The 21,412-nt window shown below is 74.0% G+C and carries 20 protein-coding genes; all 20 read left to right on the top strand.

The annotated features are described in order from the left end of the window. The first annotated feature begins 154 nt into the window (after positions 1 to 154). A complete protein-coding gene (gene arc / locus ACFC2L_RS08350; RefSeq protein WP_375823797.1) occupies positions 155 to 1,813 on the top strand; it encodes a proteasome ATPase in 1,659 nt (552 codons plus the stop codon). A 169-nt stretch (positions 1,814 to 1,982) separates the two neighbouring features. Then, positions 1,983 to 3,620 (top strand): depupylase/deamidase Dop, encoded by a 1,638-nt coding sequence (dop, locus tag ACFC2L_RS08345; protein ID WP_375823819.1) that lies wholly within the window; start codon positions 1,983 to 1,985, stop codon positions 3,618 to 3,620. 152 nt (positions 3,621 to 3,772) lie between these two features. Beyond that, entirely contained in the window at positions 3,773 to 3,973 is a 201-nt protein-coding gene (locus ACFC2L_RS08340; RefSeq protein ID WP_047232853.1) for a ubiquitin-like protein Pup, read from the top strand. A 19-nt stretch (positions 3,974 to 3,992) separates the two neighbouring features. After that, positions 3,993 to 4,928 (top strand): proteasome subunit beta, encoded by a 936-nt coding sequence (gene prcB / locus ACFC2L_RS08335; protein WP_375823796.1) that lies wholly within the window; start codon positions 3,993 to 3,995, stop codon positions 4,926 to 4,928. Continuing rightward, positions 4,925 to 5,656: a proteasome subunit alpha gene (prcA, locus tag ACFC2L_RS08330; RefSeq protein WP_375823795.1), complete on the top strand. Its 732-nt coding sequence runs from the start codon at positions 4,925 to 4,927 to the stop codon at positions 5,654 to 5,656. Before prcB ends, prcA begins: the two co-directional genes overlap by 4 nt. 6 nt (positions 5,657 to 5,662) lie before the next feature. After that, on the top strand, positions 5,663 to 7,024 hold the full coding sequence (gene pafA, locus ACFC2L_RS08325) for a Pup--protein ligase (RefSeq protein WP_375823794.1): 1,362 nt from the start codon (positions 5,663 to 5,665) through the stop codon (positions 7,022 to 7,024). A 46-nt stretch (positions 7,025 to 7,070) separates the two neighbouring features. Beyond that, positions 7,071 to 8,072, top strand: coding sequence for an FKBP-type peptidyl-prolyl cis-trans isomerase (locus ACFC2L_RS08320; RefSeq protein ID WP_375823793.1), 1,002 nt, complete (start codon positions 7,071 to 7,073; stop codon positions 8,070 to 8,072). After that, complete coding sequence (hisF, locus tag ACFC2L_RS08315) at positions 8,069 to 8,839, top strand: imidazole glycerol phosphate synthase subunit HisF (protein ID WP_375823791.1); 771 nt, start codon at positions 8,069 to 8,071, stop codon at positions 8,837 to 8,839. The genes ACFC2L_RS08320 and hisF overlap by 4 nt, the downstream gene beginning before the upstream one ends. 290 nt (positions 8,840 to 9,129) lie before the next feature. Continuing rightward, positions 9,130 to 11,028, top strand: coding sequence for an ABC transporter ATP-binding protein (locus tag ACFC2L_RS08310; protein WP_375823818.1), 1,899 nt, complete (start codon positions 9,130 to 9,132; stop codon positions 11,026 to 11,028). Then, the gene (locus ACFC2L_RS08305; protein WP_375823789.1) at positions 11,025 to 12,905 is read left to right on the top strand and encodes an ABC transporter ATP-binding protein; all 1,881 of its coding nucleotides are present in this window, start codon (positions 11,025 to 11,027) and stop codon (positions 12,903 to 12,905) included. The genes ACFC2L_RS08310 and ACFC2L_RS08305 overlap by 4 nt, the downstream gene beginning before the upstream one ends. 129 nt (positions 12,906 to 13,034) lie before the next feature. Next, on the top strand, positions 13,035 to 13,490 hold the full coding sequence (gene hisI / locus ACFC2L_RS08300; RefSeq protein ID WP_375823788.1) for a phosphoribosyl-AMP cyclohydrolase: 456 nt from the start codon (positions 13,035 to 13,037) through the stop codon (positions 13,488 to 13,490). Continuing rightward, positions 13,487 to 15,064, top strand: coding sequence for an anthranilate synthase component I (locus ACFC2L_RS08295; protein WP_375823786.1), 1,578 nt, complete (start codon positions 13,487 to 13,489; stop codon positions 15,062 to 15,064). The genes hisI and ACFC2L_RS08295 overlap by 4 nt, the downstream gene beginning before the upstream one ends. Continuing rightward, positions 15,061 to 15,717, top strand: a complete 657-nt coding sequence (locus ACFC2L_RS08290) for a Trp biosynthesis-associated membrane protein (RefSeq protein WP_375823785.1) — start codon at positions 15,061 to 15,063, stop codon at positions 15,715 to 15,717. Before ACFC2L_RS08295 ends, ACFC2L_RS08290 begins: the two co-directional genes overlap by 4 nt. A 108-nt stretch (positions 15,718 to 15,825) precedes the next feature. Then, on the top strand, positions 15,826 to 16,092 hold the full coding sequence (locus ACFC2L_RS08285; protein WP_375823784.1) for an HGxxPAAW family protein: 267 nt from the start codon (positions 15,826 to 15,828) through the stop codon (positions 16,090 to 16,092). Continuing rightward, on the top strand, positions 16,089 to 16,592 hold the full coding sequence (locus ACFC2L_RS08280; RefSeq protein WP_375823782.1) for a DUF4190 domain-containing protein: 504 nt from the start codon (positions 16,089 to 16,091) through the stop codon (positions 16,590 to 16,592). The genes ACFC2L_RS08285 and ACFC2L_RS08280 overlap by 4 nt, the downstream gene beginning before the upstream one ends. An 11-nt stretch (positions 16,593 to 16,603) precedes the next feature. Continuing rightward, positions 16,604 to 17,035 carry a DUF2752 domain-containing protein gene (locus ACFC2L_RS08275; protein ID WP_375823781.1) on the top strand — a complete coding sequence of 144 codons (432 nt, stop codon included), beginning with the start codon at positions 16,604 to 16,606 and terminating at the stop codon, positions 17,033 to 17,035. Between the two features lie 176 nt (positions 17,036 to 17,211). Beyond that, on the top strand, positions 17,212 to 18,024 hold the full coding sequence (gene trpC / locus ACFC2L_RS08270; protein WP_375823780.1) for an indole-3-glycerol phosphate synthase TrpC: 813 nt from the start codon (positions 17,212 to 17,214) through the stop codon (positions 18,022 to 18,024). 127 nt (positions 18,025 to 18,151) lie between these two features. Next, positions 18,152 to 19,420, top strand: coding sequence for a tryptophan synthase subunit beta (gene trpB / locus ACFC2L_RS08265; RefSeq protein WP_353709193.1), 1,269 nt, complete (start codon positions 18,152 to 18,154; stop codon positions 19,418 to 19,420). Then, on the top strand, positions 19,417 to 20,331 hold the full coding sequence (trpA, locus tag ACFC2L_RS08260) for a tryptophan synthase subunit alpha (RefSeq protein ID WP_375823779.1): 915 nt from the start codon (positions 19,417 to 19,419) through the stop codon (positions 20,329 to 20,331). Before trpB ends, trpA begins: the two co-directional genes overlap by 4 nt. Further along, positions 20,328 to 21,341 carry a prolipoprotein diacylglyceryl transferase gene (lgt, locus tag ACFC2L_RS08255; RefSeq protein ID WP_336723233.1) on the top strand — a complete coding sequence of 338 codons (1,014 nt, stop codon included), beginning with the start codon at positions 20,328 to 20,330 and terminating at the stop codon, positions 21,339 to 21,341. The genes trpA and lgt overlap by 4 nt, the downstream gene beginning before the upstream one ends. The last annotated feature ends 71 nt before the right edge of the window (positions 21,342 to 21,412 follow it).

Here is a 21,412-nt window from a genome sequence, read left to right as displayed (position 1 = left end):
TCTCACCCTGGGTGTCGTCGGTGTGCACGGGCCAGAATTGTGCCTAAGGTCGACACCCGACCGCCGGACGGTGGTCGGCACGGGTCCTCCCGCGGGTCCGTCGTCCGCCGTCCACCACGCGGTCGGGCGAGCCGCCGGCGAGAGGGGACACCCCATGAGCGAGACATTCGGCCGTAGCGACGAGGCCCCGCAGAGCAGCGCGCGCGAGCTCGCGCTGCTGTCCGCGAAGAACGAGAGGCTCGCCGAGGCGCTCCGTGCCGCGCGCGACCAGATCCTCGACCTCAAGCGGCAGATCGACGACCTCGCCAAGCCCCCCGGCACGTACGCGGTGTTCCTCGCCGCGCACCCGGACGGGTCGGTCGACGTGTCCGCCGCCGGGCGCAAGATGCACGTCGGCGCCAGCCCGAGCCTCGACGTGGAGCGGCTGCGCCCCGGCCAGGAGGTCAAGCTCAACGAGGCGATGACCGTCGTCGCGGCGGGCGGGTACGAGCGCACGGGCGAGATCGTCACCGCCAAGGAGATCCTCGACGCCGACCGCGTGCTCGTCGTGGGTCGCGCCGACGAGGAGCGTGTCGTGCGCCTCGCCGGCTCGGTCGCGCACGCGTCGTTGCGCGTCGGGGACTCGCTGACGATCGACACGCGCAGCGGCTTCGTGTTCGAGGTGATCCCCAAGTCCGAGGTCGAGGAGCTCGTCCTCGAGGAGGTCCCCGACATCGAGTACGAGGACATCGGTGGCCTCGGCCCGCAGATCGAGCAGATCCGCGACGCCGTGGAGCTCCCGTTCACGCACCCCGACCTGTTCCGCGAGCACGGGCTGCACCCGCCCAAGGGCGTCCTCCTGTACGGCCCGCCCGGGTGCGGCAAGACGCTCATCGCCAAGGCGGTCGCGAACTCGCTCGCGCACACAGTCGCGCGGGCGCGCGGGGAGCAGGTCGAGGCCGGCTCGGGCGCGGCGCGCAGCTACTTCCTCAACGTCAAGGGTCCCGAGCTGCTCAACAAGTACGTGGGCGAGACCGAGCGGCACATCCGCCTGATCTTCGCCCGCGCCCGGGAGAAGGCGTCCCAGGGCACCCCGGTCGTCGTGTTCTTCGACGAGATGGAGTCGCTGTTCCGCACGCGCGGCACCGGCCTGTCGTCCGACGTCGAGACGACGATCGTTCCCCAGCTGCTCGCCGAGATCGACGGCGTCGAGCGGCTCGACAACGTCATCGTCATCGGCGCGTCGAACCGCGAGGACATGATCGACCCCGCGATCCTGCGACCCGGTCGCCTCGACGTGAAGATCAAGATCGAGCGGCCGGACGCGGAGGGCGCGAAGGAGATCTTCGCCAAGTACCTCACCGAGGACCTGCCGATCCACGCCGCCGACCTCGCCGAGCACGGCGGCAACCAGCGCGAGGCCCTCGACGCGATGATCCGGTCCGTGGTCGAGCGCATGTACTCCGAGGAGGACGAGAACCAGTTCCTCGAGGTCACCTACGCGAGCGGCGACAAGGAGGTCCTGTACTTCAAGGACTTCAACTCCGGCGCGATGATCCAGAACGTCGTCGACCGGGCCAAGAAGTCCGCGATCAAGGACTTCCTCGCCACCGGCCAGCGCGGCATCCGCGTCGACCACCTGCTCTCCGCCTGCGTGGACGAGTTCAAGGAGAACGAGGACCTGCCCAACACGACCAACCCCGACGACTGGGCACGCATCAGCGGCAAGAAGGGCGAGCGCATCGTCTTCATCCGCACGATCGTCCAGAAGAAGGGCGAGGGCGGCTCCCCGCGCACCATCGACACGGTCACCAACACCGGCCAGTACCTGTAGGACCATCCGACCGACGCCCCGAGACCCCGTCGGGTCGGCGACCTGCTCGCGCGGGCCGTCGCACCGGCGGGGTCTCGCCGCTGCGTGGGAGGGGGCCGTCGTCGGTGGACAGGGACCGCGCGCCGTCGGAGGACCGACATAGGGTGAGCGCGTGAGCGTTCGACGGGTCATGGGGATCGAGACCGAGTACGGCGTCCTGCAGCCGGGGAAGCCGATGGCGAACCCGATGCTCCTGTCGAGCCAGGTCGTCACCACCTACCGGGCGCTCGCCGCGCGGAGCGACGGCGCGCGCGGCCGGGCCCGCTGGGACTACGACGACGAGGACCCGCTGCAGGACGCGCGGGGGTTCCACGTGCCGCGCGCGTCGGCGCACCCGTCGTTGCTCACCGACGACCCGACCCGGCCCGCCCCCTCCGGGCCGGTGGCGGAGCCCGCCGGGGAAGAGGTGCCCGCGGGCTCGCTGCAGGAGGTCGCGCGGCCCACGACGGAGGAGTACGACGACCCGAGCGCTGCGAACGTCATCCTCACGAACGGTGCCCGGCTCTACGTCGACCACGCGCACCCGGAGTACTCCTCGCCCGAGGTCACGGTGCCGCACGACGTCGTGTGCTGGGACGTGGCGGGGGAGCGCGTCATGCTCGCGGCGTCGCGCGAGCTGGACCAGGTCCCCGGCGGGTCCGTCGTGCTGTACAAGAACAACGTCGACGGCAAGGGCGCGAGCTACGGCACGCACGAGAACTTCCTCGTGGACCGCGACGTCCCGTTCGGGGTGCTCGTGGAGATGCTCACGCCGTTCCTGGTGACCCGGCAGGTGTTCGCCGGCTCGGGGCGCGTCGGCCTCGGCCCCGCGGGCGAGGAGCACGGGTTCCAGATCTCCCAGCGCGCGGACTACGTCGAGGCGGAGGTCGGGCTGGAGACGACGCTGCGCCGCCCGATCGTCAACACGCGCGACGAGCCGCACGCCGACCGGCAGCGCTGGCGCCGCCTGCACCTCATCATCGGCGACGCGAGCATGCTCGAGACCGCGACCTATCTCAAGACGGGCACGACGTCGCTCGTGCTGTTCGTCGTCGAGCACCTCGAGGAGCTGGGGCCGCAGGTGCGGTCGCGGCTTTCGGGCCTGCGGCTGGCGGACCCGGTGGCCGACGTGCAGCGGGTCAGCCGCGACCTGGACCTCACGCGGCGGCTCACCCTCGCCGACGGGCGCGAGCTGACCGCGCTGGAGGTCCAGCGCGAGTACCTCGAGGTGGCGGCGCAGGCGTCGGAGCGGCTCGCCGGGGCTGACGGCGTCGACGCGCCCACGCGCGACGTGCTCGCCCGATGGGCCTCCGTGCTCGACCGTCTCGGGACGGACCGTGCCGCGTGCGCGCGCGACGTCGAGTGGGTCGCCAAGCTGCGCCTCCTCGACCGGCTGCGCGAGCGCGACGGTCTCGAGTGGGGCCACCCGCGGCTCGCGGCGATGGACCTGCAGTGGTCGGACGTGCGCCCGGAGCGCGGCATCTACCACCGGCTCCTCGCGGCGGGCGCGGTCGACCGGGTCGTCACCGAGCGCGAGGTCGGCGCCGCCGTGCACCACGCCCCGGAGGACACGCGCGCGTTCTTCCGCGGCGAGGTGATGGCGCGCTACGGCGACCAGGTCTCCGCCGCGAGCTGGGACTCCGTGATCTTCGACGTCCAGGGCGCGCCGTCGCTCCAGCGGGTCCCGATGATGGACCCGCTGCGGGGGACGCGCGCGCACATCGGCGCGCTGCTCGACGCGAGCCCGGACGCGGCGGCGCTCCTGGCGGGTCTGGCGGGCCCGTCGTGAGCCGCGGCGACTAGGCTGGACGTACGACGGCGCCCCGCCCCTCGCGGAACGGGCGCCGCGTGCGAGCAGGGCCGGGAAGGGCGCGAGCCCCGACCGGGTTGGAACGGACAGAGCGTCGGCGCGGCACCGGGCCGACGGACGAGGAGGCAGCCATGGCGGGTACCGAACGCACCCACGCGTCGCACGAGGACCGGCGTCCCGACGACGAGCCCGAGGGCCCCGAGGTCCCGGTCGCGCCGCAGGCGCAGTCGCGCGACGCGGAGGTCGACGCGCTCCTCGAGGAGATCGACGAGGTGCTGGAGACGAACGCGGAGTCCTTCGTCCGGGGCTTCGTCCAGAAGGGCGGCGAGTAGGAAGGGTGACGGCAACCCGATGAGCACGGACCAGCCAGGGCGCCTGCCCGACGCGTTCACGACCCCCGGGTCGTCGTCCTTCCTGGACTTCCTGTCCGGGCACGCCCCCGACCTGCTGCCGTCGCACCGCGCCGCCGGGCACGCGTCCGCGGGCGCGGCACCCGACGCGCCCCACGCGACGACGATCGTGGCGCTCACGTTCGGCGCCGAGGGCGTCGCGGGCGGCGTCGTCATGGCGGGCGACCGTCGCGCGACGATGGGCTCGATGATCGCGAACCGCGAGATCGAGAAGGTCTTCCCGGCGGACGAGTTCTCGGCGGTCGGGATCGCGGGGACCGCGGGCATCGCGGTCGAGCTCGTGCGCCTGTTCCAGCTCGAGCTCGAGCACTACGAGAAGATCGAGGGCGCCCTGCTCTCGCTGGACGGCAAGGCGAACCGCCTGTCCACGATGATCCGGCAGAACCTCGGCCTCGCCATGCAGGGCCTCGCCGTGGTCCCGCTGTTCGCCGGGTTCGACCTCGACCGGGCCACGGGCCGCATCTTCTCCTACGACGTGACCGGCGGCCGGTACGAGGAGCGCGCCTACCACTCGGTGGGCTCCGGGTCCGTGTTCGCGCGGAGCTCGCTCAAGAAGCTCTGGCGCACCGAGCTCGACCGGGACGCGTCCGTGCGCGTCGCGGTCGAGGCCCTGTACGACGCGGCGGACGACGACTCCGCCACCGGTGGACCCGACCCGGTGCGCCGGATCTGGCCCGTCGTCGCGGTCGTGACCCGGGACGGCTACGAGCGCGTCCCGGACGACGAGCTCGCGGCCGTCGTCGAGCAGATCGTCGCCGAGCGGTCCGGCACGGGCGTGCCGCGCCGCAGCCCCGCGGTGACGAACGCCGAGGCGGTCCCGCACGACCAGCCGCACGACCTGTCGCAGGGCCCCGCGTCGGGAGGTGACGCCGAGTGAACATGCCCTTCTACGTCTCGCCCGAGCAGCTCATGAAGGACCGGGCGGACTTCGCGCGCAAGGGCATCGCGCGCGGCCGGTCCGTCGTGGTCCTCGCCTACGAGGACGGGATCGCGTTCGCCACGGAGAACCCGTCGCGCGCGCTGCACAAGATCTCGGAGATCTACGACCGCATCGCGTTCGCGGCGGTGGGCAAGTACAACGAGTTCGAGAACCTGCGGGTCGCGGGGGTGCGCTACGCGGACCTGCGCGGCTACTCGTACGACCGCACCGACGTCAACGCCCGCGGGCTCGCGAACGCCTACGCCCAGACCCTGGGTACGGTGTTCACCACGGAGTCCAAGCCCCTCGAGGTCGAGCTCGTCGTCGCGGAGGTCGGGCGCACCGCGGCGCAGGACCAGCTCTACCGGATCTCCTACGACGGGTCGGTCGCGGACGAGCAGGGCGTCGTCGTCATGGGCGGGCAGGCCGACCAGCTCGGCCGCGTGCTCCAGGACGCGTGGCAGCCGGGCCTGGCGCTGGCCGAGGTCCTGCGCCTCGCGGTGCGCGCGCTCGGGTCGGGCGGTGACGGCGAGGAGGCGCGGACCATCCCGGCCACGCAGCTCGAGGTGGCCGTCCTGGACCGCACGCGCCCGCGGCGCGCCTTCCGGCGGCTGTCCGGGCAGGCCCTCGAGGACCTGCTCGCGGACGACGCGACCGGCACCGGTCCCGCGACGGACGAGGGGTAGGACCGCATGGACCGCAGGATCTTCGGGCTGGAGACGGAGTACGGCGTGACGTGCGCGTCCGACGACGGCCGCGGGCTGTCGGCGGACGAGGTGGCGCGCTACCTGTTCCGCAAGGTGGTCGCGTGGGGCAGGTCGTCCAACGTGTTCCTGCGCAACGGGTCGCGCCTGTACCTCGACGTCGGCTCGCACCCCGAGTACGCGACGGCGGAGTGCGACGACGTGCACCAGCTCGTCGCGTACGACCGCGGCGGGGAGCGGATCCTGGAGGGTCTGGTCGCGGACGCGCAGCAGCGCCTCGAGCACGAGGGGCTGCCCGGCCGCATCCACCTGTTCAAGAACAACACCGACTCGGCGGGCAACTCCTACGGCTGCCACGAGAACTACCTCGTGCGGCGCCAGGGCGACTTCTCGCGCCTGTCCGACGTGCTCGTCCCGTTCCTCATCACCCGTCAGGTGCTCACGGGCGCGGGCAAGGTCCTCACGACGCCGCGCGGCGCGGTCTACTGCCTGTCGCAGCGCGCCGACCACATCTGGGAGGCGGTCTCCAGCGCGACGACCCGGTCGCGCCCGATCATCAACACGCGCGACGAACCGCACGCCGACGCCGAGAGCTACCGGCGGCTGCACGTCATCGTCGGCGACTCGTCCATGGCGGAGACGACGACGATGCTCAAGGTCGGCACGACCGACCTCATCCTGCGCATGGTCGAGGCGGGCGTGCCCATGCGCGACCTCGCGCTCGAGAACCCGATCCGGTCGATCCGCGAGATCAGCCACGACATGACGGGCAAGCAGCCGGTCCAGCTCGCGAGCGGACGGACCGTCACGGCGATCGACCTGCAGGGCGAGTACCTGCAGCGGGTCAAGGAGTTCGTCGAGCAGGACGTCGCGCCCACGCCCGTCGTCAAGCAGGTCCTCGACCTGTGGGAGCGTGGCCTGCGCGCGCTCGAGACCGGCGACCTCTCGCTGGTCGACCGCGAGCTCGACTGGGTCATCAAGTACCGGCTGATCCAGCGGTACCAGGCCAAGCACGGGCTCGAGCTCGACGACCCGCGGATCGCGCGCCTGGACCTCGCGTACCACGACATCTCGCGCACCGAGGGGCTGTACAACCTCCTGGCCGCGCGCGGGATGGTCGAGCGCGTCACGACGGACCTCGAGGTGTTCGAGTCGACGGCGGTCCCGCCGCAGACGACGCGCGCCAAGCTGCGCGGCGACTTCGTGCGCGCCGCCCAGGAGGCACGCCGGGACTACACGGTCGACTGGGTGCACCTCAAGCTCAACGACCAGGCGCAGCGCACGGTCCTGTGCAAGGACCCGTTCCGGAACGTCGACGAGCGCGTGGAGCGCCTCATCGAGTCGATGTGATGCGGGACGTGATGTGACGAACCTGGTTCCTCCGACCGGGCGCCCCGTGCCGGGCTCCCGGTCCGCTCGTCGTCGTGCGCCCGGCGCCCGGGCGGCGCTCGCGCTGCTCGTGGCGTTCGTCGCCTCGGTCGTCCTCGCCGCCTGCACGGAGCCCGAGGACGCGACGCCGACGCCGCTGAACACCGACCTCACGGTCGCCGGTTCCTCGGGTGCGCCCCCGGAGCTGCAGTACCGCGCCCCGCTCGACGTGCCGGAGGCGACGTCGGAGGTGGTGTGGCCGGGCGCCGGGGCCGAGCTCGTCGACGGCGGCCCGCTCCTGCTCAACCTCTACGCGCAGGACGTGAGCGACGGGACGGTGCTGCAGAACACCTACACCGACGCCCCGCGCTGGCGCACGCTGACGGACGAGTCGATCGGGCGGGACCTGCGCGACCTCCTGCGCGGCCAGCGGGTGGGCGCGCGCCTCCTGCGGCTCGAGGAGGACGACGGCGTCCCCGTCGCGCTGGTCGTGGACGTGCTCCCGACCCGGGCGTCGGGCGAGGCGGTCGCGCCGGTCGAGGGCCTGCCGACCGTCACGCTCGCCGAGGACGGCGCGCCGAACGTCGCCGTCCCGCCCGAGACGGCCGCGCCGGGCGGGCTCGTCGTGCAGCCGCTGATCCGCGGCGACGGCCGCCAGGTCGAGGTCGGCCAGGTCGTCACGGTCCGGTACACGGGCGTGCGCTGGTCCGACGGCGAGGTCTTCGACACGACCTGGGCCGACGGCACCGCGCCCCTGTCGATCATGATCGGGATCGGCGAGGTCATCGAGGGGTGGGAGCAGGGCCTCCTGGAGCAGTCGGTCGGGAGCCAGGTGCTGCTCGTCGTTCCGCCGGACCTCGCCTACGGCGAGACGGCCAACCCGCTCGCGGGCGAGACGCTCGTCTACGTCGTGGACATCCTCGACGCCCAGTTCCCGGTGACCGCCGAGGAGGCCGCCGAGGGCGGCACCGACGGCGCCGGTACCGACACGACCGGCGACGCGCCGGCCGACCAAGGAGAGTCCTCATGACCGTCGCGATCCGTGTGATCCCGTGCCTCGACGTCGACGCGGGGCGCGTCGTCAAGGGCGTGAACTTCGAGAACCTGCGCGACGCGGGCGACCCCGTGGAGCTCGCCTCGCGGTACGACGCCGAGGGTGCCGACGAGCTGACGTTCCTCGACGTCTCGGCGTCGTCGGGGAACCGCGAGACGACGTACGACGTCGTGCGGCGCACTGCGGAGCAGGTCTTCGTGCCCCTCACGGTCGGCGGCGGCGTGCGCTCGGCGGAGGACGTGGACCGTCTCCTGCGCGCGGGCGCGGACAAGGTCGGCGTGAACACCGCGGCGATCGCCCGGCCGGAGCTCATCGCGGAGATCGCGGACCGCTTCGGCAGCCAGGTGCTGGTCCTGTCCGTCGACGCGCGCCGCACGACGGGCGACGTGCGCACCGACTCCGGGTACGAGGTCACGACCCACGGCGGGCGCCGGGGGACGGGCATCGACGCCGTGGAGTGGGCCGCCCGCGCCGCGGGGCTCGGGGCGGGCGAGATCCTGCTCAACTCCATGGACGCGGACGGCACGACCGCGGGCTTCGACCTCGAGATGCTCGGGGCGGTGCGCTCCGAGGTCCGGGTCCCGCTCGTCGCGAGCGGCGGTGCGGGGACGCCCGAGCACTTCGTGGCCGCGGCGCGCGCCGGGGCCGACGCGGTGCTCGCGGCGAGCGTCTTCCACTTCGGCGCCCTCACGGTCGCCCAGGTCAAGGACGCGATGCGCGCGCAGGGCGTCGAGGTGCGCTGAGGCCGTCTCGTGGGGCGGAGGGCCGGCTCCGTCGTCGCGGTCGGCAGAATTCCGTCGGGGCGCGTCAGGGGCGCATGAGAAGATCGTGCAACCCCTGAACGAAAGACGAGGACCGTCCCGTGCCCGGCAGCAGGACGCGCCCCACCGGCGCCGACGCCCCGCCCGCCCCGACCGACCTGCCGGCCTCGACGGACCGGCCCGACCCGCCCCGGGACCTGCTCCCCGACGAGCCGACCGTCCGGCGCCCCCACGCCCTGACCGGGTCGCGGGTGCGCCGGTCGCTGGCCCTCATGGGCCGCGGCATCCGCGACGAGCCGCGCACCTACGCCCTGGCGATCGGGTCGTCCGCGCTCTTCGGCGCGCTCACCGTCGCCGTGAGCAGCGCGATCGGCACCGCGACCGACGAGGTCGTCGTCCCCGCGATCGCGGGCGACGCGGCCGCGCGCGGCCGCATCTGGGTCGCGGGCCTGGTCCTCGCCGGCATCGCGGTCTCCCTCGCGGTGAGCGTGGCCGCGCGTCGCATCTTCGCGGGCAACGGGTACGCCGCGCTCCAGGCGTGGCACCGCACCGCGGTGACGCGCCAGTACCTGCGCCTGCCCATGTCGTGGCACCGCTCGCACCCCGCCGGGCAGCTCCTGTCCAACGCGAACTCCGACGTCGAGGCGGCGACGGGCGTGTTCAACCCGCTCCCGTTCGCGCTCGGTGTCGTCGTCATGATCGGCGTCGCCGCCGTGATGCTGTTCCGCGTGGACGTGTGGCTCGCGTGCGCGGCACTGATCGTCATCCCGCTCGCGATCGCCGTGAACATCGTCTTCCAGCGCTACATGTCGCCCGCGATCACGCGCGCGCAGCAGCTCCGGGCCGAGGTCTCGGACGTCGCGCACGAGAGCTTCGAGGCGGCGCTGCTCGTCACGTCGCTCGGGACCGCGGACCGCGAGGAGCGGCGCTTCGCCGAGCGCACCGACGAGCTGCGCGCCGCGAACGTACGCGTCGGGGTCGTCCGGGCGTTCTTCGACCCGGTCATCGAGCTGCTGCCGTCGCTCGGTACGCTCCTCGTCCTGGCCGTCGGGACCGTCCGGCTCACCTCGGGCGGCGTCGCGGCGGGTGACATCGTCACCGCCGCCTACCTCCTCACGATCATGGCCGTCCCCGTCCGGGCGTTCGGGTGGGTGCTGGGCGAGCTCCCGCGCGCCCTCGTCGGGTACGAGCGCATCAGCCGCGTCGTCGACGCGGGCGGCGTGCTGCGCCCCGGGACCGGCGGGCTCCCCGGCGGGGGCTCGGGGCTGGGCGTCCGCCTCGAGGGCGTCGGCGTGGACGTCCGCGCGGGCGGTCGGGCGATCACCCTGCTCGACGGGGTCGACCTCGAGGTCGACCCCGGGACCACGGTCGCGGTCGTCGGCCCGACGGGTGCGGGCAAGACGACGCTCGTGTCGCTGCTCGCCCGGCTCTCGGACCCGACGCGCGGTCGGGTGCTGCTCGACGAGACGGACGTGCGCGACGTGCGCGAGGCCGACCTGACGTCCCAGGTCGCCCTCGTGGCGCAGCAGGCTTTCGTCTTCGAAGACTCCGTGCGGGCGAACGTCACGCTCGTCGACGACGGCGACGCGGGCCCGGACGACGACCAGGTCTGGGAGGCGCTGCGCCTGGCGCGCGTGGACGACGTCGTCGCGCGCCTGCCGGAGGGCCTCGACGCGCCGCTGGGGGAGCGCGGGGCGAACGTGTCCGGCGGCCAGCGCCAGCGGCTCGCCATCGCGCGCGCCCTCGTGCGCCGTCCGCGCCTGCTCGTCCTGGACGACGCGACGTCCGCGGTCGACCCGCGCGTCGAGCAGCAGATCCTCGCGGGCCTCGCCCGCGAGGGGGCCGACCGCCCGACCGTCGTCATGGTGGCCTACCGCATGTCGAGCGTCGCGCTCGCAGACGTCGTCGTGCACGTCGAGTCCGGCCGCGTGGTCGACGTCGGGACGCACGAAGAGCTCCTCGCGCGCGACCGGGGCTACCGCGAGCTCGCGACGGCCTACGCCCGCGAGGCGGAGCGGCGCGAGCAGGAGCGCGCGGACGCCACCGACGCGACCGCGCTGGAGGCGGCCGAGAAGGACGACGCGAGCCGGGGCGACGACCTCGCGCGTCGGGAGGAGAGCGAGGAGGACGACGTCGTGCGGCACGTCGAGACGGGGGCGCTGGAGGAATGAGCCGGACCACCACCACGGAGCGTTCCGCGACCGGGAGCGCGGCCCCCGCGCCCGGAGGCACGCCGGGCCGGGCGGCCGAGGCCCGCATCGCCGCGGCGAGCTCGCTCGGCGTCCTCGCCACCCTGCGCCGCGGCGTCCAGGTCTCGCCGCAGATCCTCGACGGGATCTGGATCACTCTCGGCCTCGCGGTCGCCGCCGCGCTGGGTCGCGTCGTCGTGCCGGTGACGGTCCAGCAGACCGTGGACACCGGCGTGCTCGCCGACGGCGGTCCGGACACGACGCGCGTGGCCGTGCTGGTCGGCGTCGCCGCGGTCGTCATCGTCCTCGCGGGCCTCTGCTCGGCCTTCGTCAACGTCCGGCTGTTCCGGTCGACGGAGGCGGGGCTCGCCGGCCTGCGGGTCGGGGCGTTCCGGCACGTGCACGACCTCTCGGTCCTCACCCAGAACACCGAGCGTCGCGGGTCGCTCGTCTCGCGCGTCACGAGCGACGTCGACACCATCTCGCTCTTCGTGCAGTGGGGCGGCATCATGCTGCTCGTCTCGGTGCTGCAGATCGGCGTCGCGACAGTCCTCATGGCCGTCTACTCGTGGCAGCTCACGCTCGTGGTCTGGGCGTGCTTCGTCCCGCTGTTCCTCGTCCTGCGCCCCGCGCAGGCCCGGGTCAACGACGCCTACACGCAGGTCCGGGCGCGCGTCGGCGGGATGCTCGGCGCCATCTCCGAGTCGATCGTGGGCGCGGAGACGATCCGCGCCTACGGTGCGGGCGCGCGCACCGCGCGCCGCATCGACGCCGCCGTCGACGCGACGCGGCGGGCGATGGTCCGGGCGCAGAAGCTCGTCGCCGTCGTCTTCTCGAGCGGGGTGCTCGTCGCGAACCTCGTGCTCGCCGTCGTCGTGGTGGTCGGCTCGTACCTCGGGGTGGCCGGCGACATCTCGGTCGGCCAGCTCCTCGCCTTCCTCTTCCTCGTCCAGCTCTTCACGGGCCCCGTGCAGATGGCGACCGAGATCCTCAACGAGCTCCAGAACGCCGTCGCCGGCTGGCGCCGCGTGCTCGCGGTGCTGGAGACGCCCGTCGAGGTCGTCGACAAGGGCGCCGACGGCGAGCGCAGCCCCCGCGGACCTGCGCACGTGCGGCTCGAGGGCGTCCGGTTCGCCTACCCCGACGGGCCCGAGGTGCTGCACGGCGTCGACCTCGACCTCCCGGCCCGGGCCTCGGTCGCCGTCGTCGGGGCCACCGGGTCCGGCAAGACGACGATCGCCAAGCTCGTCACCCGGCTCATGGACCCGACCGCGGGCCGCGTGCTGCTCGACGGCACCGACCTGCGCGACCTCGCCGTCGAGTCCCTGCGCGAGCGCGTCGTGCTCGTGCCGCAGGAGGGCTTCCTCTTCGACGGCACGCTCGCCGACAACGTCGCCTACGGGCTGCGGGGCGACGCCGAGCAGGAGCCCGACGCCGCGCGCCGTGCCCGGATCGAGGCCGCCGTAGAACGGCTCGGGCTCACCGACTGGGTCGCGGACCTGCCCGACGGGCTCGACTCCCCGGTCGGCCAGCGCGGCGAGTCGCTCTCGGCCGGGGAGCGGCAGCTCGTCGCGCTGGTGCGGGCCTACCTCGCCGAGGCCGACCTGCTCGTCCTCGACGAGGCGACGTCCGCCGTCGACCCCGGGACCGAGGTCCGCATCGCCCGCGCCCTCGCTTCGCTCACCGCGGGCCGCTCGACGCTGACCATCGCGCACCGACTCTCAACCGCCGAGGCCGCGGACCTCGTCGTCGTGGTGGACGCGGGCCACGTCGTCGAGGTCGGCCACCACGACGACCTCGCCCGCGCAGGCGGCGTCTACGCCCGCATGCACGACGCCTGGGTCTCGCAGACCCGCTGAGCCGCCCGTCGCCGGGACGGGGCGCTCCGGGGCGGCCGCGGGTCGGGGGACGAGACCACGCCCCGGCCCGACCGTGGGCGAGGCGAGACGGCGGACCGGGGAGGGCGCGGCGTCTGGCAGGATTCTCGGGTGCCCGACTCCACGACCGGCCCGCAGCCCACGACCGACCTCTCGCTCGACCCCGAGATCGCCGCGCGGCTCAAGCGCGACGACGCCGGGCTGGTCGCCGCGATCGTCCAGCAGCACGACTCGGGCGACGTGCTCATGCTCGGCTGGATGGACGACGAGGCGCTGCGCCGGACGCTGACGACCGGGCGCGTGACGTTCTGGAGCCGGTCCCGGCAGGAGTACTGGCGCAAGGGCGACACGTCGGGCCACGTGCAGGTCGTGCGCTCGGTCGCCCTCGACTGCGACGGCGACGCGCTGCTCGTGCGCGTCCACCAGGTCGGGGCCGCGTGCCACACCGGCACGCGCACGTGCTTCGAGGCCGGGGGAGACCTGGGCGCCGTCGTCGGCGACCTGCCGCCCGGCGCCGTCGACCCCTCGACCACGCCCGACCCCGATCCTGAGGAGGAGAACCAGTGAGCGCGACCGTCGACCCGGCCGAGACCACCACCGTCCCCGCGGGCGGTCCCGCGTGGGGCGAGACGTGGCCCGTGCTCGACGGCTTCCGCGCGCTGGCCACGTCGCGACGCGTGGTCCCGGTCGTCCGGCGCCTGCTCGCCGACGACGTGACGCCCGTCGGCCTGTACCGCACGCTCGCGCAGGGGCGGCCGGGCACGTTCGTCCTGGAGTCCGCCGAGTCGGACGGCCGCTGGGCGCGGTACTCGTTCGTCGGCGTCGCGTCCCGCGCGACGCTCACGGCGCGCGGCGGCCGCGCGGTCTGGTCCGGCGACGTGCCGGCGGGCGTCCCGCTCGAGGGGGACGTCGTGGACGTGCTGGAGGCGACGCTCGACGTGCTGCGCACGCCGGCCGTCGAAGGCCTCCCGCCGCTCACGGGCGGCCTCGCGGGCGCGATCGGCTGGGACGTGATCCGGCACTGGGAGCCGACCCTGCCCGCGGACGCACCGGACGAGCTGGGCGTGCCCGAGCTGACGCTGTGCCTCGCGACGGACCTCGCGGTCGTCGACCACGCGGAGGGCAGCGTGTGGCTCGTCGCCAACGCGATCAACTTCGACGACACGGACGAGCGCGTCGACGAGGCGTACGCGGACGCCGTCGCACGGCTGGACGCGATGCAGGACCGGCTCGTCGCCGGGGGCGCGCACGTCGCGTCCGTCCTCGCTCCGGACGTCGCCGAGCCCGAGCTCGAGTTCCGCTCGACGCGCGACGAGTTCGAGGCGGCCGTCGTCGCGGGCAAGGACGCGATCCGCGAGGGCGAGGTGTTCCAGGTGGTGCTGTCCCAACGCCTGGACCTCGACTGCCCTGCGGACCCGCTCGACGTGTACCGCGCGCTGCGGACGATCAACCCGAGCCCGTACATGTACTACTTCCAGCTCACGGACGCGGACGGGCGGGACTTCGCGGTCGTCGGGTCCAGCCCGGAGACCCTCGTGAAGGTCGACGACGGGCGCGTCACGACGTTCCCGATCGCCGGTTCCCGTCCCCGCGGCGCCACGCCCGAGGAGGACGTGGCACTGGGCGAGGAGCTCCTGCAGGACCCGAAGGAGCTCGCCGAGCACATCATGCTCGTGGACCTGTCGCGCAACGACCTCGTGAAGGTGTGCGAGCCGACGTCCGTCGAGGTCGTGGAGTTCATGGCGACCAAGCGGTTCAGCCACATCATGCACCTGTGCTCGACGGTCGTCGGGACGCTGCGCGACGGCGCGACCGCGCTGGACGCCTTCCGGGCGACGTTCCCGGCCGGGACGCTCTCCGGCGCGCCCAAGCCGCGGGCGATCGCCCTCATCGACGAGCTCGAGCCGGCGTCGCGCGGGATCTACGGTGGGACCGCGGGGTACTTCGACTTCGACGGGAACATGGACATGGCCATCGCGATCCGGACCGCGCTCATCCGCGACGGCCGGGCGAGCGTCCAGGCCGGCGGCGGCATCGTCGCGGACTCGGTGCCGGCGCTGGAGTACGCGGAGTCGCGCAACAAGGCAGCGGCCGCGGTCCGGGCCGTCCAGGTCGCCGCGCGGCTGCGGGGGCTGGCATGAGCCGGCCGGCCGGGCCGAGCCGGCGTACCGCGATCTGGGTCCTGCTCCTGCTCGGCGGCGCGACCCTCGCGACGGCGGTACCGACGTGGCTGAGCACGACCGGCGCGACGGCGCTCGACCCGGAGGTCGAGGTCGCCGTCGCCGGGACGTCGGCGGCGCCGGGGGTGAGCGCGTCGGCGCTCGTGCTCGTCGCCGCCGCGCTCGCGCTCGGGCTCGTCGGCCGCGTCGGCCGGTGGGTCGTGCTCGCGGTCGCCGCGGCGAGCGGTGTCGTCGCGACCGTCTCCGCGCTCGGCGTCGCGCTCGACCCGGGGCCGAGCGCCCGGTCGGCCGTCGCGGACGCGACGGGCGTCACGGAGCTCACCGCGCCCGTCGAGCTGACCGTCGCGCCTTGGCTCGCCGCGGCCCTCGGCGTCCTCACGGTGCTCGCGGTGGTGTGGGTCGCGCTCGGCTCGCGGTCGTGGGCGGGCGCCTCGACCCGGCACGAGCGCGCGGCGCCCCCGGTGCCCCCGAGCGCTCCGGCGCCGTCCGCGACGGGTCCCGAGGACCGTCCGGACGCCGCGGCGAGGACCGCGGAGCCCTCCGCGCCCGACGACCTCTCCGACCACGACGCGTGGGACGCGCTGTCCCGCGGCGAGGACCCCACGGACCGCTGAGCAGCGCGGACGCCCGTCCTTGCCCTCGCGGCCCGCGACCGCGCGGGGGACGGGCACCGGCCCGGTCCGATAGGCTCTGACCACATCTTGACGAAAGGCACGACCCTCATGGCCGAGAACCAGAAGACCACCGAGATCGCCTACCTGCCGACGGCGGCGCCGCCCACGAACCACGGCCACACCGTCGCCGCGTGGTTCACCATGATCGGCATCATGGTCGGCGCGCTCGTGGCCGCGATCGGTGTCCTCCTCCCGGGCATGGCCCAGGTGTCCGGCGTCTGGCTCTTCTGGGTCGGCATGGGCGTCGTGGCGGTGGCGCTCGTCGGCGGCCTCGTGCTCCGCAACATGGGCTACGGCCAGAAGCAGTCGCGATGACGCAGCCGCCGGGTCCCGGCCCGTACGACCCCGCAGGCCCGCAGGACGGGTCGCAGGCGCCGTACGGCTCGTCGGCGCCCGGCGGCCCGCAGCACCCGACGGGCGACCCCGCGGGAGCCCCGTACGGGGCACAGCCGCCGTACCCGGCGCAACCGCAGTACCCGGGGCAGCAGCAGTACCCCGGACAGCAGTACCCGGCGGGCGCCTACGGGGCGCCGCCGTACTACCCCAAGAACAACCTGGCGATCTGGTCGCTGGTGCTGGGGATCGCCTCGTTCGTCCTGAGCTGCGGATTCTTCACGGGCATCCCGGCGGTGATCGTCGGCAACGCCGCGAAGCGGGCGGTGGCGGAGGGCCAGGCGGACAACGACGGCATGGCGACGGCGGGGATCATCCTCGGCTGGGTCGCGATCGGCCTGTCGGTGCTCGGCGTGCTCTTCCTGCTGATCTTCGTCCCGGGCATCCTCGCCTGGGTCGGCACGATCCCGGACCAGTACTGACGGGTGCGCACGTGACGTCCGAGGCCGTCCGACGTCGACGGGTCCCGCGCGCGGCGCAGGCACCCCTCGCCGTCGGCGCGCTCGTGGTGGCCGCGGCGGCCTACGTGGGCGCCGTCGACCCCAACCGTCCGGGGCACTACGTCACGTGCCCCCTGCTCGCGCTGACCGGCCTCGCGTGCCCCGGGTGCGGCGGCCTGCGCGCCACCCACGACCTCGTGCACCTCGACCTCGCCGCGGCCTGGTCCATGAACCCCCTGTGGGTCGTCGTCGCGCCGCTGCTCGCCGCGCTGTGGGTCACGTGGCTCGTCCGGGCCTGGCGGGGGCGCCCGGCGCTGCGTCTCCCCGTCTGGCTGGCGTGGGCCTCCCTCGGCGTCCTCGTGCTCTTCGGCGTCCTGCGGAACGTGCCCGCGCTCGTCCCGTGGCTCGGCCCGGTAGCGGGTTGAGACGGTCGGGCAGCGCCGCGACGGTCGTCTCGGGGGCTGAGCCGTGGTCATCGTCACTCGGGGGCGGCTCTACGATGGCAGGTACCTCCCTGTCAACGGGTCGGCCCGAACCTGTGGGTGCACGATGGCCGACCGGCCCGGCCGGGGGGCGAGACGACACGGGGAGTGGTGGGACGATGACGGTTCTGGACGACATCGTCGCGGGCGTGCGCGAGGACCTCGCGGTACGTCAGGCGGCGACCTCGCTCGACGAGCTGAAGGAACGTGCCGCCCGTGTCCCCGGGGCGCTCGAGGTCGTGAGCCGCCTCAAGGCGGACGACGCCGTCGCGGTCATCGCCGAGGTGAAGCGCTCGAGCCCCAGCAAGGGTGCGCTCGCGGCGATCTCCGACCCGGCCGAGCTCGCGGGGGAGTACGAGAAGGGCGGCGCGGCCGCGATCTCCGTGCTCACCGAGCAGCGCCGCTTCAACGGGAGCCTCGCCGACCTCGACGCGGTGCGCGCCCGGGTCGACGTCCCGGTGCTCCGCAAGGACTTCGTCGTGACGCCGTACCAGGTGTGGGAGGCGCGGGCGCACGGCGCCGACATCGTCCTCCTCATCGTCGCCGCGCTCGAGCAGACGGTCCTCACATCGCTCGTCGAGCGCGTCCACTCGCTCGGCATGACCGCGCTCGTCGAGGTGCACACGCTGGACGAGGTCTCGCAGGCGCTCGACGCCGGTGCGCGCGTCGTGGGCGTGAACTCGCGCGACCTCAAGACCCTCGACGTGGACCGCACGACGTTCGCGCGCCTTGCCCCCGCCATCCCGGACGAGGTCGTCCGCGTCGCCGAGTCCGGCGTGCGCGGGCCGCACGACGTCATGGACTACGCCCGTTCCGGTGCGCACGCGGTGCTCGTCGGCGAGGCGCTCGTGACCGACGACGCCCCGCGCTCGTCCGTCGCGGACCTCGTCGCGGCCGGGTCGCACCCGTCGCTGTGGTCCGTGCGGCCCTGAGGCACGACGGCACCGTCCGTCACGCCGCAGGCGCCGCGCCCCGGCCCAGCACACCCCACCACGCAGGAGGACCGGCCCCGTGCCCGACTCGACACCTTCGACCACCTCCCGGAGCGCCGAGCACTCCGTGCGCGCCGACCTGACGCGCTCCCTCGCGACCCAGGAGGGTCCCTACTTCGGCGAGTTCGGCGGACGCTTCGTCCCCGAGGCGCTCATCGCCGCGCTGGACGAGCTGGAGACCGAGTACCGCAAGGCGCTCGACGACCCGGCGTTCGTGAACGAGCTCGCGCGGCTCCAGCGCGAGTACACCGGGCGTCCGAGCCCGCTCACGGAGGTGCCGCGCTTCGCGCAGCACGCGGGCGGCTCGCGCGTCTTCCTCAAGCGCGAGGACCTCAACCACACCGGCTCGCACAAGATCAACAACGTGCTCGGCCAGGCGCTGCTGGTCAAGCGCATGGGCAAGACGCGCGTGATCGCCGAGACCGGGGCGGGCCAGCACGGCGTCGCCACCGCGACCGCCGCGGCCCTGCTCGACCTCGAGTGCGTCGTGTACATGGGCGAGGAGGACACGCGGCGCCAGGCGCTCAACGTGGCCCGCATGCGCCTGCTCGGCGCGGAGGTCGTGCCCGTGACGATCGGGCAGCGCACGCTCAAGGACGCGATCAACGAGGCGCTGCGCGACTGGGTCGCGAACGTCGACACGACCCACTACCTCCTGGGCACGGTGACCGGCCCGCACCCGTTCCCCGAGATGGTGCGGGAGTTCCACCGCGTGATCGGCGAGGAGGCGCGCACGCAGATCCTCGACCGCATCGGGCGGCTGCCGGACGCCCTCGCGGCGTGCGTCGGCGGCGGGTCCAACGCGCTCGGCCTGTTCAACGCGTTCCTCGACGACGAGGGCGTCGAGCTCTACGGCTTCGAGGCCGGCGGCGAGGGCGTGGAGACCGGCCGGCACGCGGCCCGCTTCAGCGGGGGCGCCCCGGGCGTCCTGCACGGCGCTCGCTCCTACCTGCTGCAGGACGACGACGGCCAGACCCTGCCCAGCCACTCCGTCTCCGCGGGGCTGGACTACCCGAGCGTCGGCCCGGCGCACTCGTGGCTCCACGACCTCGGGCGGGCGACCTACGAGCCCGTGACCGACTCCGAGGCCATGGAGGCGTTCCGGCTGCTGTGCCGCACGGAGGGCATCATCCCCGCGATCGAGTCGGCGCACGCGCTCGCCGGCGCGCTGCGGGTCGGCCGCGCGGCCGCCGCCGCGGGCCGCACGGACCACGTGATCCTGGTGAACCTCTCGGGGCGCGGGGACAAGGACGTCGCGACCGCCGCCCGGTGGTTCGACCTCGTGGACGACGACGCGATCGCCGAGACGGCGACGGGCACGGAGGGACAGCTGTGAGCGCGGCACAGACCAAGGACGCCGTCGGGGCGACGACCGCAGGCGCGACGGGCACCGCGCGCCGCCTGCTCGAGCTCCGCGCGGAGGGCCGGGCGGCGCTCGTCGCCTACCTGCCCGTCGGCTTCCCGACCGTGGACCGCTCGATCGAGGCGGCGCTCGCGCTCGTCGAGTCGGGCGTGGACGTGCTGGAGCTCGGCATCCCGTACACCGACCCCGTGATGGACGGTCCGGTGATCCAGGCCGCCGCGCAGACCGCGCTCGACGCCGGCGTGCGCGTCGCCGACGTGTTCCGCGTCGTCGCCGCCGTCACGGAACGCACCGGCGGCCGGGTCCCGGTGCTCGTCATGACGTACTGGAACCCGGTCCTGCGGTACGGCGTCGACGCGTTCGCGCGCGACCTCGCCGCCGCCGGGGGAGCCGGGCTCATCACGCCCGACCTCATCCCCGACGAGGGCCGCGCCTGGCTGGACGCGTCGGAGGCGCACGGGCTGGACCGCGTCTTCCTGGTCGCGCCGAGCTCGACGGCCGAGCGGCTGCGGCTCACCGCGCGCGCGTCGCGCGGGTTCGTCTACGCCGCCTCGACGATGGGCGTCACGGGCGTGCGGGCGGCCGTCGGGCCGCAGGCCGCGCGGCTCGTCGCGGACACGCGCGCCGCCGGCGCCGACCTCGTGTGCGTCGGGCTCGGCGTGTCCACGGGCGAGCAGGCGGCGGAGGTCGGCCGCTACGCCGACGGCGTCATCGTCGGCTCCGCGTTCGTCCGCCCCCTCCTGGGCGACGCGCCGTGGGACGAGCGGATCGCCGCCCTGAAGGTCGTCGCGGCGGACCTCGCCGCGGGCGTCCGCTCGGGTCGCGGCGGGGCCGGCGACGACGCCCCGGCCGGCTCGACGACGTCCGGAGCGGTGGTCGCATGAGCGCCGCGCTCGCCGTCGGGCAGCTCGTGGAGGCCGCGGGCGCCCTGCCCGCCGCGATCCCGAGCCCTCCGCAGCACACGTGGTACGTCGGGCCGTTCCCGATCCGGGCGTACGCGCTCGCGATCCTCGCGGGCATCGCAGTGGCCCTGTGGCTCACCCGGCGCCGCTGGGTGCAGCGTGGGGGAGAGGCGGACGACGTCCTGGAGATCGCCTTCTGGGCGGTCCCGTTCGGGATCGTCGGCGGACGTCTGTACCACGTGTTCTCGACGCCGGACCCGTACTGGGGCCCGAACGGCGACCCCGTCCGCGCGCTCTACGTGTGGGAGGGCGGCCTCGGCATCTGGGGCGCGGTCGCGCTCGGCGCGGTCGGCGCGTACATCGGGTGCCGTCGCCAGCGCGTGAGCTTCCCCGCGTTCGCCGACGCCCTCGCGCCCGGGCTGCTGCTCGCGCAGGCGGTCGGCCGCCTCGGCAACTGGTTCAACCAGGAGCTCTTCGGCGCTCCCACGACGCTGCCCTGGGGGCTGCGCGTCGACGACTCCGTGGCCGCCGCAGCCGGCTATCCGCCGGGCACCTTGTTCCACCCGACGTTCCTCTACGAGATGGTCTGGAACATCGGTGCTGCCCTGCTCCTGATCTACCTGGACCGTCGGTTCCGGCTGGGTCATGGTCGGGTATTCTGGCTCTACGTCTTCGTCTACACGCTCGGTCGGGTGTGGATCGAGATGCTGCGCATCGACGAGGCCGAGCTCGTCCTCGGCCTCCGGCTGAACGTCTGGACCTCGATCCTGGTCGGCGTCGGTGCGTTGATTGCGTTTATCGTTGTCGGGCGTCGCCACCCCGGGCGCGAGGAGACGGTGTCCCTCGACGCTCCGGACGAGGCGTCCACCACGGGGTCCGAGGAGCCGGTCGAGGAGTCGACCGACGACACGGACACCTCGACGACCGAGGACTCCGACGACTCGGAGGAGTCCGAGCAGGCAGATGCCGCGCGACCAGACCCCGGTCGCTGAGCATCCGTCATTCATAGGCGAATCCGCCGGGCGACCGCCCGGTGGGTTCTGTCATGTCCATAGGGCCGACG

Source organism: Cellulosimicrobium sp. NPDC055967 (assembly GCF_042269845.1).
In the GTDB taxonomy this organism is placed as follows: domain Bacteria; phylum Actinomycetota; class Actinomycetes; order Actinomycetales; family Cellulomonadaceae; genus Cellulosimicrobium.
This window is presented reverse-complemented; position numbering and strand designations above follow the sequence as displayed.

Excerpts from the sequence above, each read along its gene's own strand:
- ACFC2L_RS08285 (WP_375823784.1), top strand. The coding sequence starts at position 15,826 with ATGGCCGAGAACCAGAAGACCACCGAGATCGCCTACCTGCCGACGGCG.
- hisF (WP_375823791.1), top strand. The coding sequence starts at position 8,069 with ATGACCGTCGCGATCCGTGTGATCCCGTGCCTCGACGTCGACGCGGGG.
- ACFC2L_RS08310 (WP_375823818.1), top strand. The coding sequence starts at position 9,130 with ATGGGCCGCGGCATCCGCGACGAGCCGCGCACCTACGCCCTGGCGATC.
- ACFC2L_RS08280 (WP_375823782.1), top strand. The coding sequence starts at position 16,089 with ATGACGCAGCCGCCGGGTCCCGGCCCGTACGACCCCGCAGGCCCGCAG.
- ACFC2L_RS08290 (WP_375823785.1), top strand. The coding sequence starts at position 15,061 with ATGAGCCGGCCGGCCGGGCCGAGCCGGCGTACCGCGATCTGGGTCCTG.
- dop (WP_375823819.1), top strand. The coding sequence starts at position 1,983 with ATGGGGATCGAGACCGAGTACGGCGTCCTGCAGCCGGGGAAGCCGATG.
- trpC (WP_375823780.1), top strand. The coding sequence starts at position 17,212 with ATGACGGTTCTGGACGACATCGTCGCGGGCGTGCGCGAGGACCTCGCG.
- prcB (WP_375823796.1), top strand. The coding sequence starts at position 3,993 with ATGAGCACGGACCAGCCAGGGCGCCTGCCCGACGCGTTCACGACCCCC.
- pafA (WP_375823794.1), top strand. The coding sequence starts at position 5,663 with ATGGACCGCAGGATCTTCGGGCTGGAGACGGAGTACGGCGTGACGTGC.
- lgt (WP_336723233.1), top strand. The coding sequence starts at position 20,328 with ATGAGCGCCGCGCTCGCCGTCGGGCAGCTCGTGGAGGCCGCGGGCGCC.
- ACFC2L_RS08305 (WP_375823789.1), top strand. The coding sequence starts at position 11,025 with ATGAGCCGGACCACCACCACGGAGCGTTCCGCGACCGGGAGCGCGGCC.
- arc (WP_375823797.1), top strand. The coding sequence starts at position 155 with ATGAGCGAGACATTCGGCCGTAGCGACGAGGCCCCGCAGAGCAGCGCG.
- ACFC2L_RS08340 (WP_047232853.1), top strand. The coding sequence starts at position 3,773 with ATGGCGGGTACCGAACGCACCCACGCGTCGCACGAGGACCGGCGTCCC.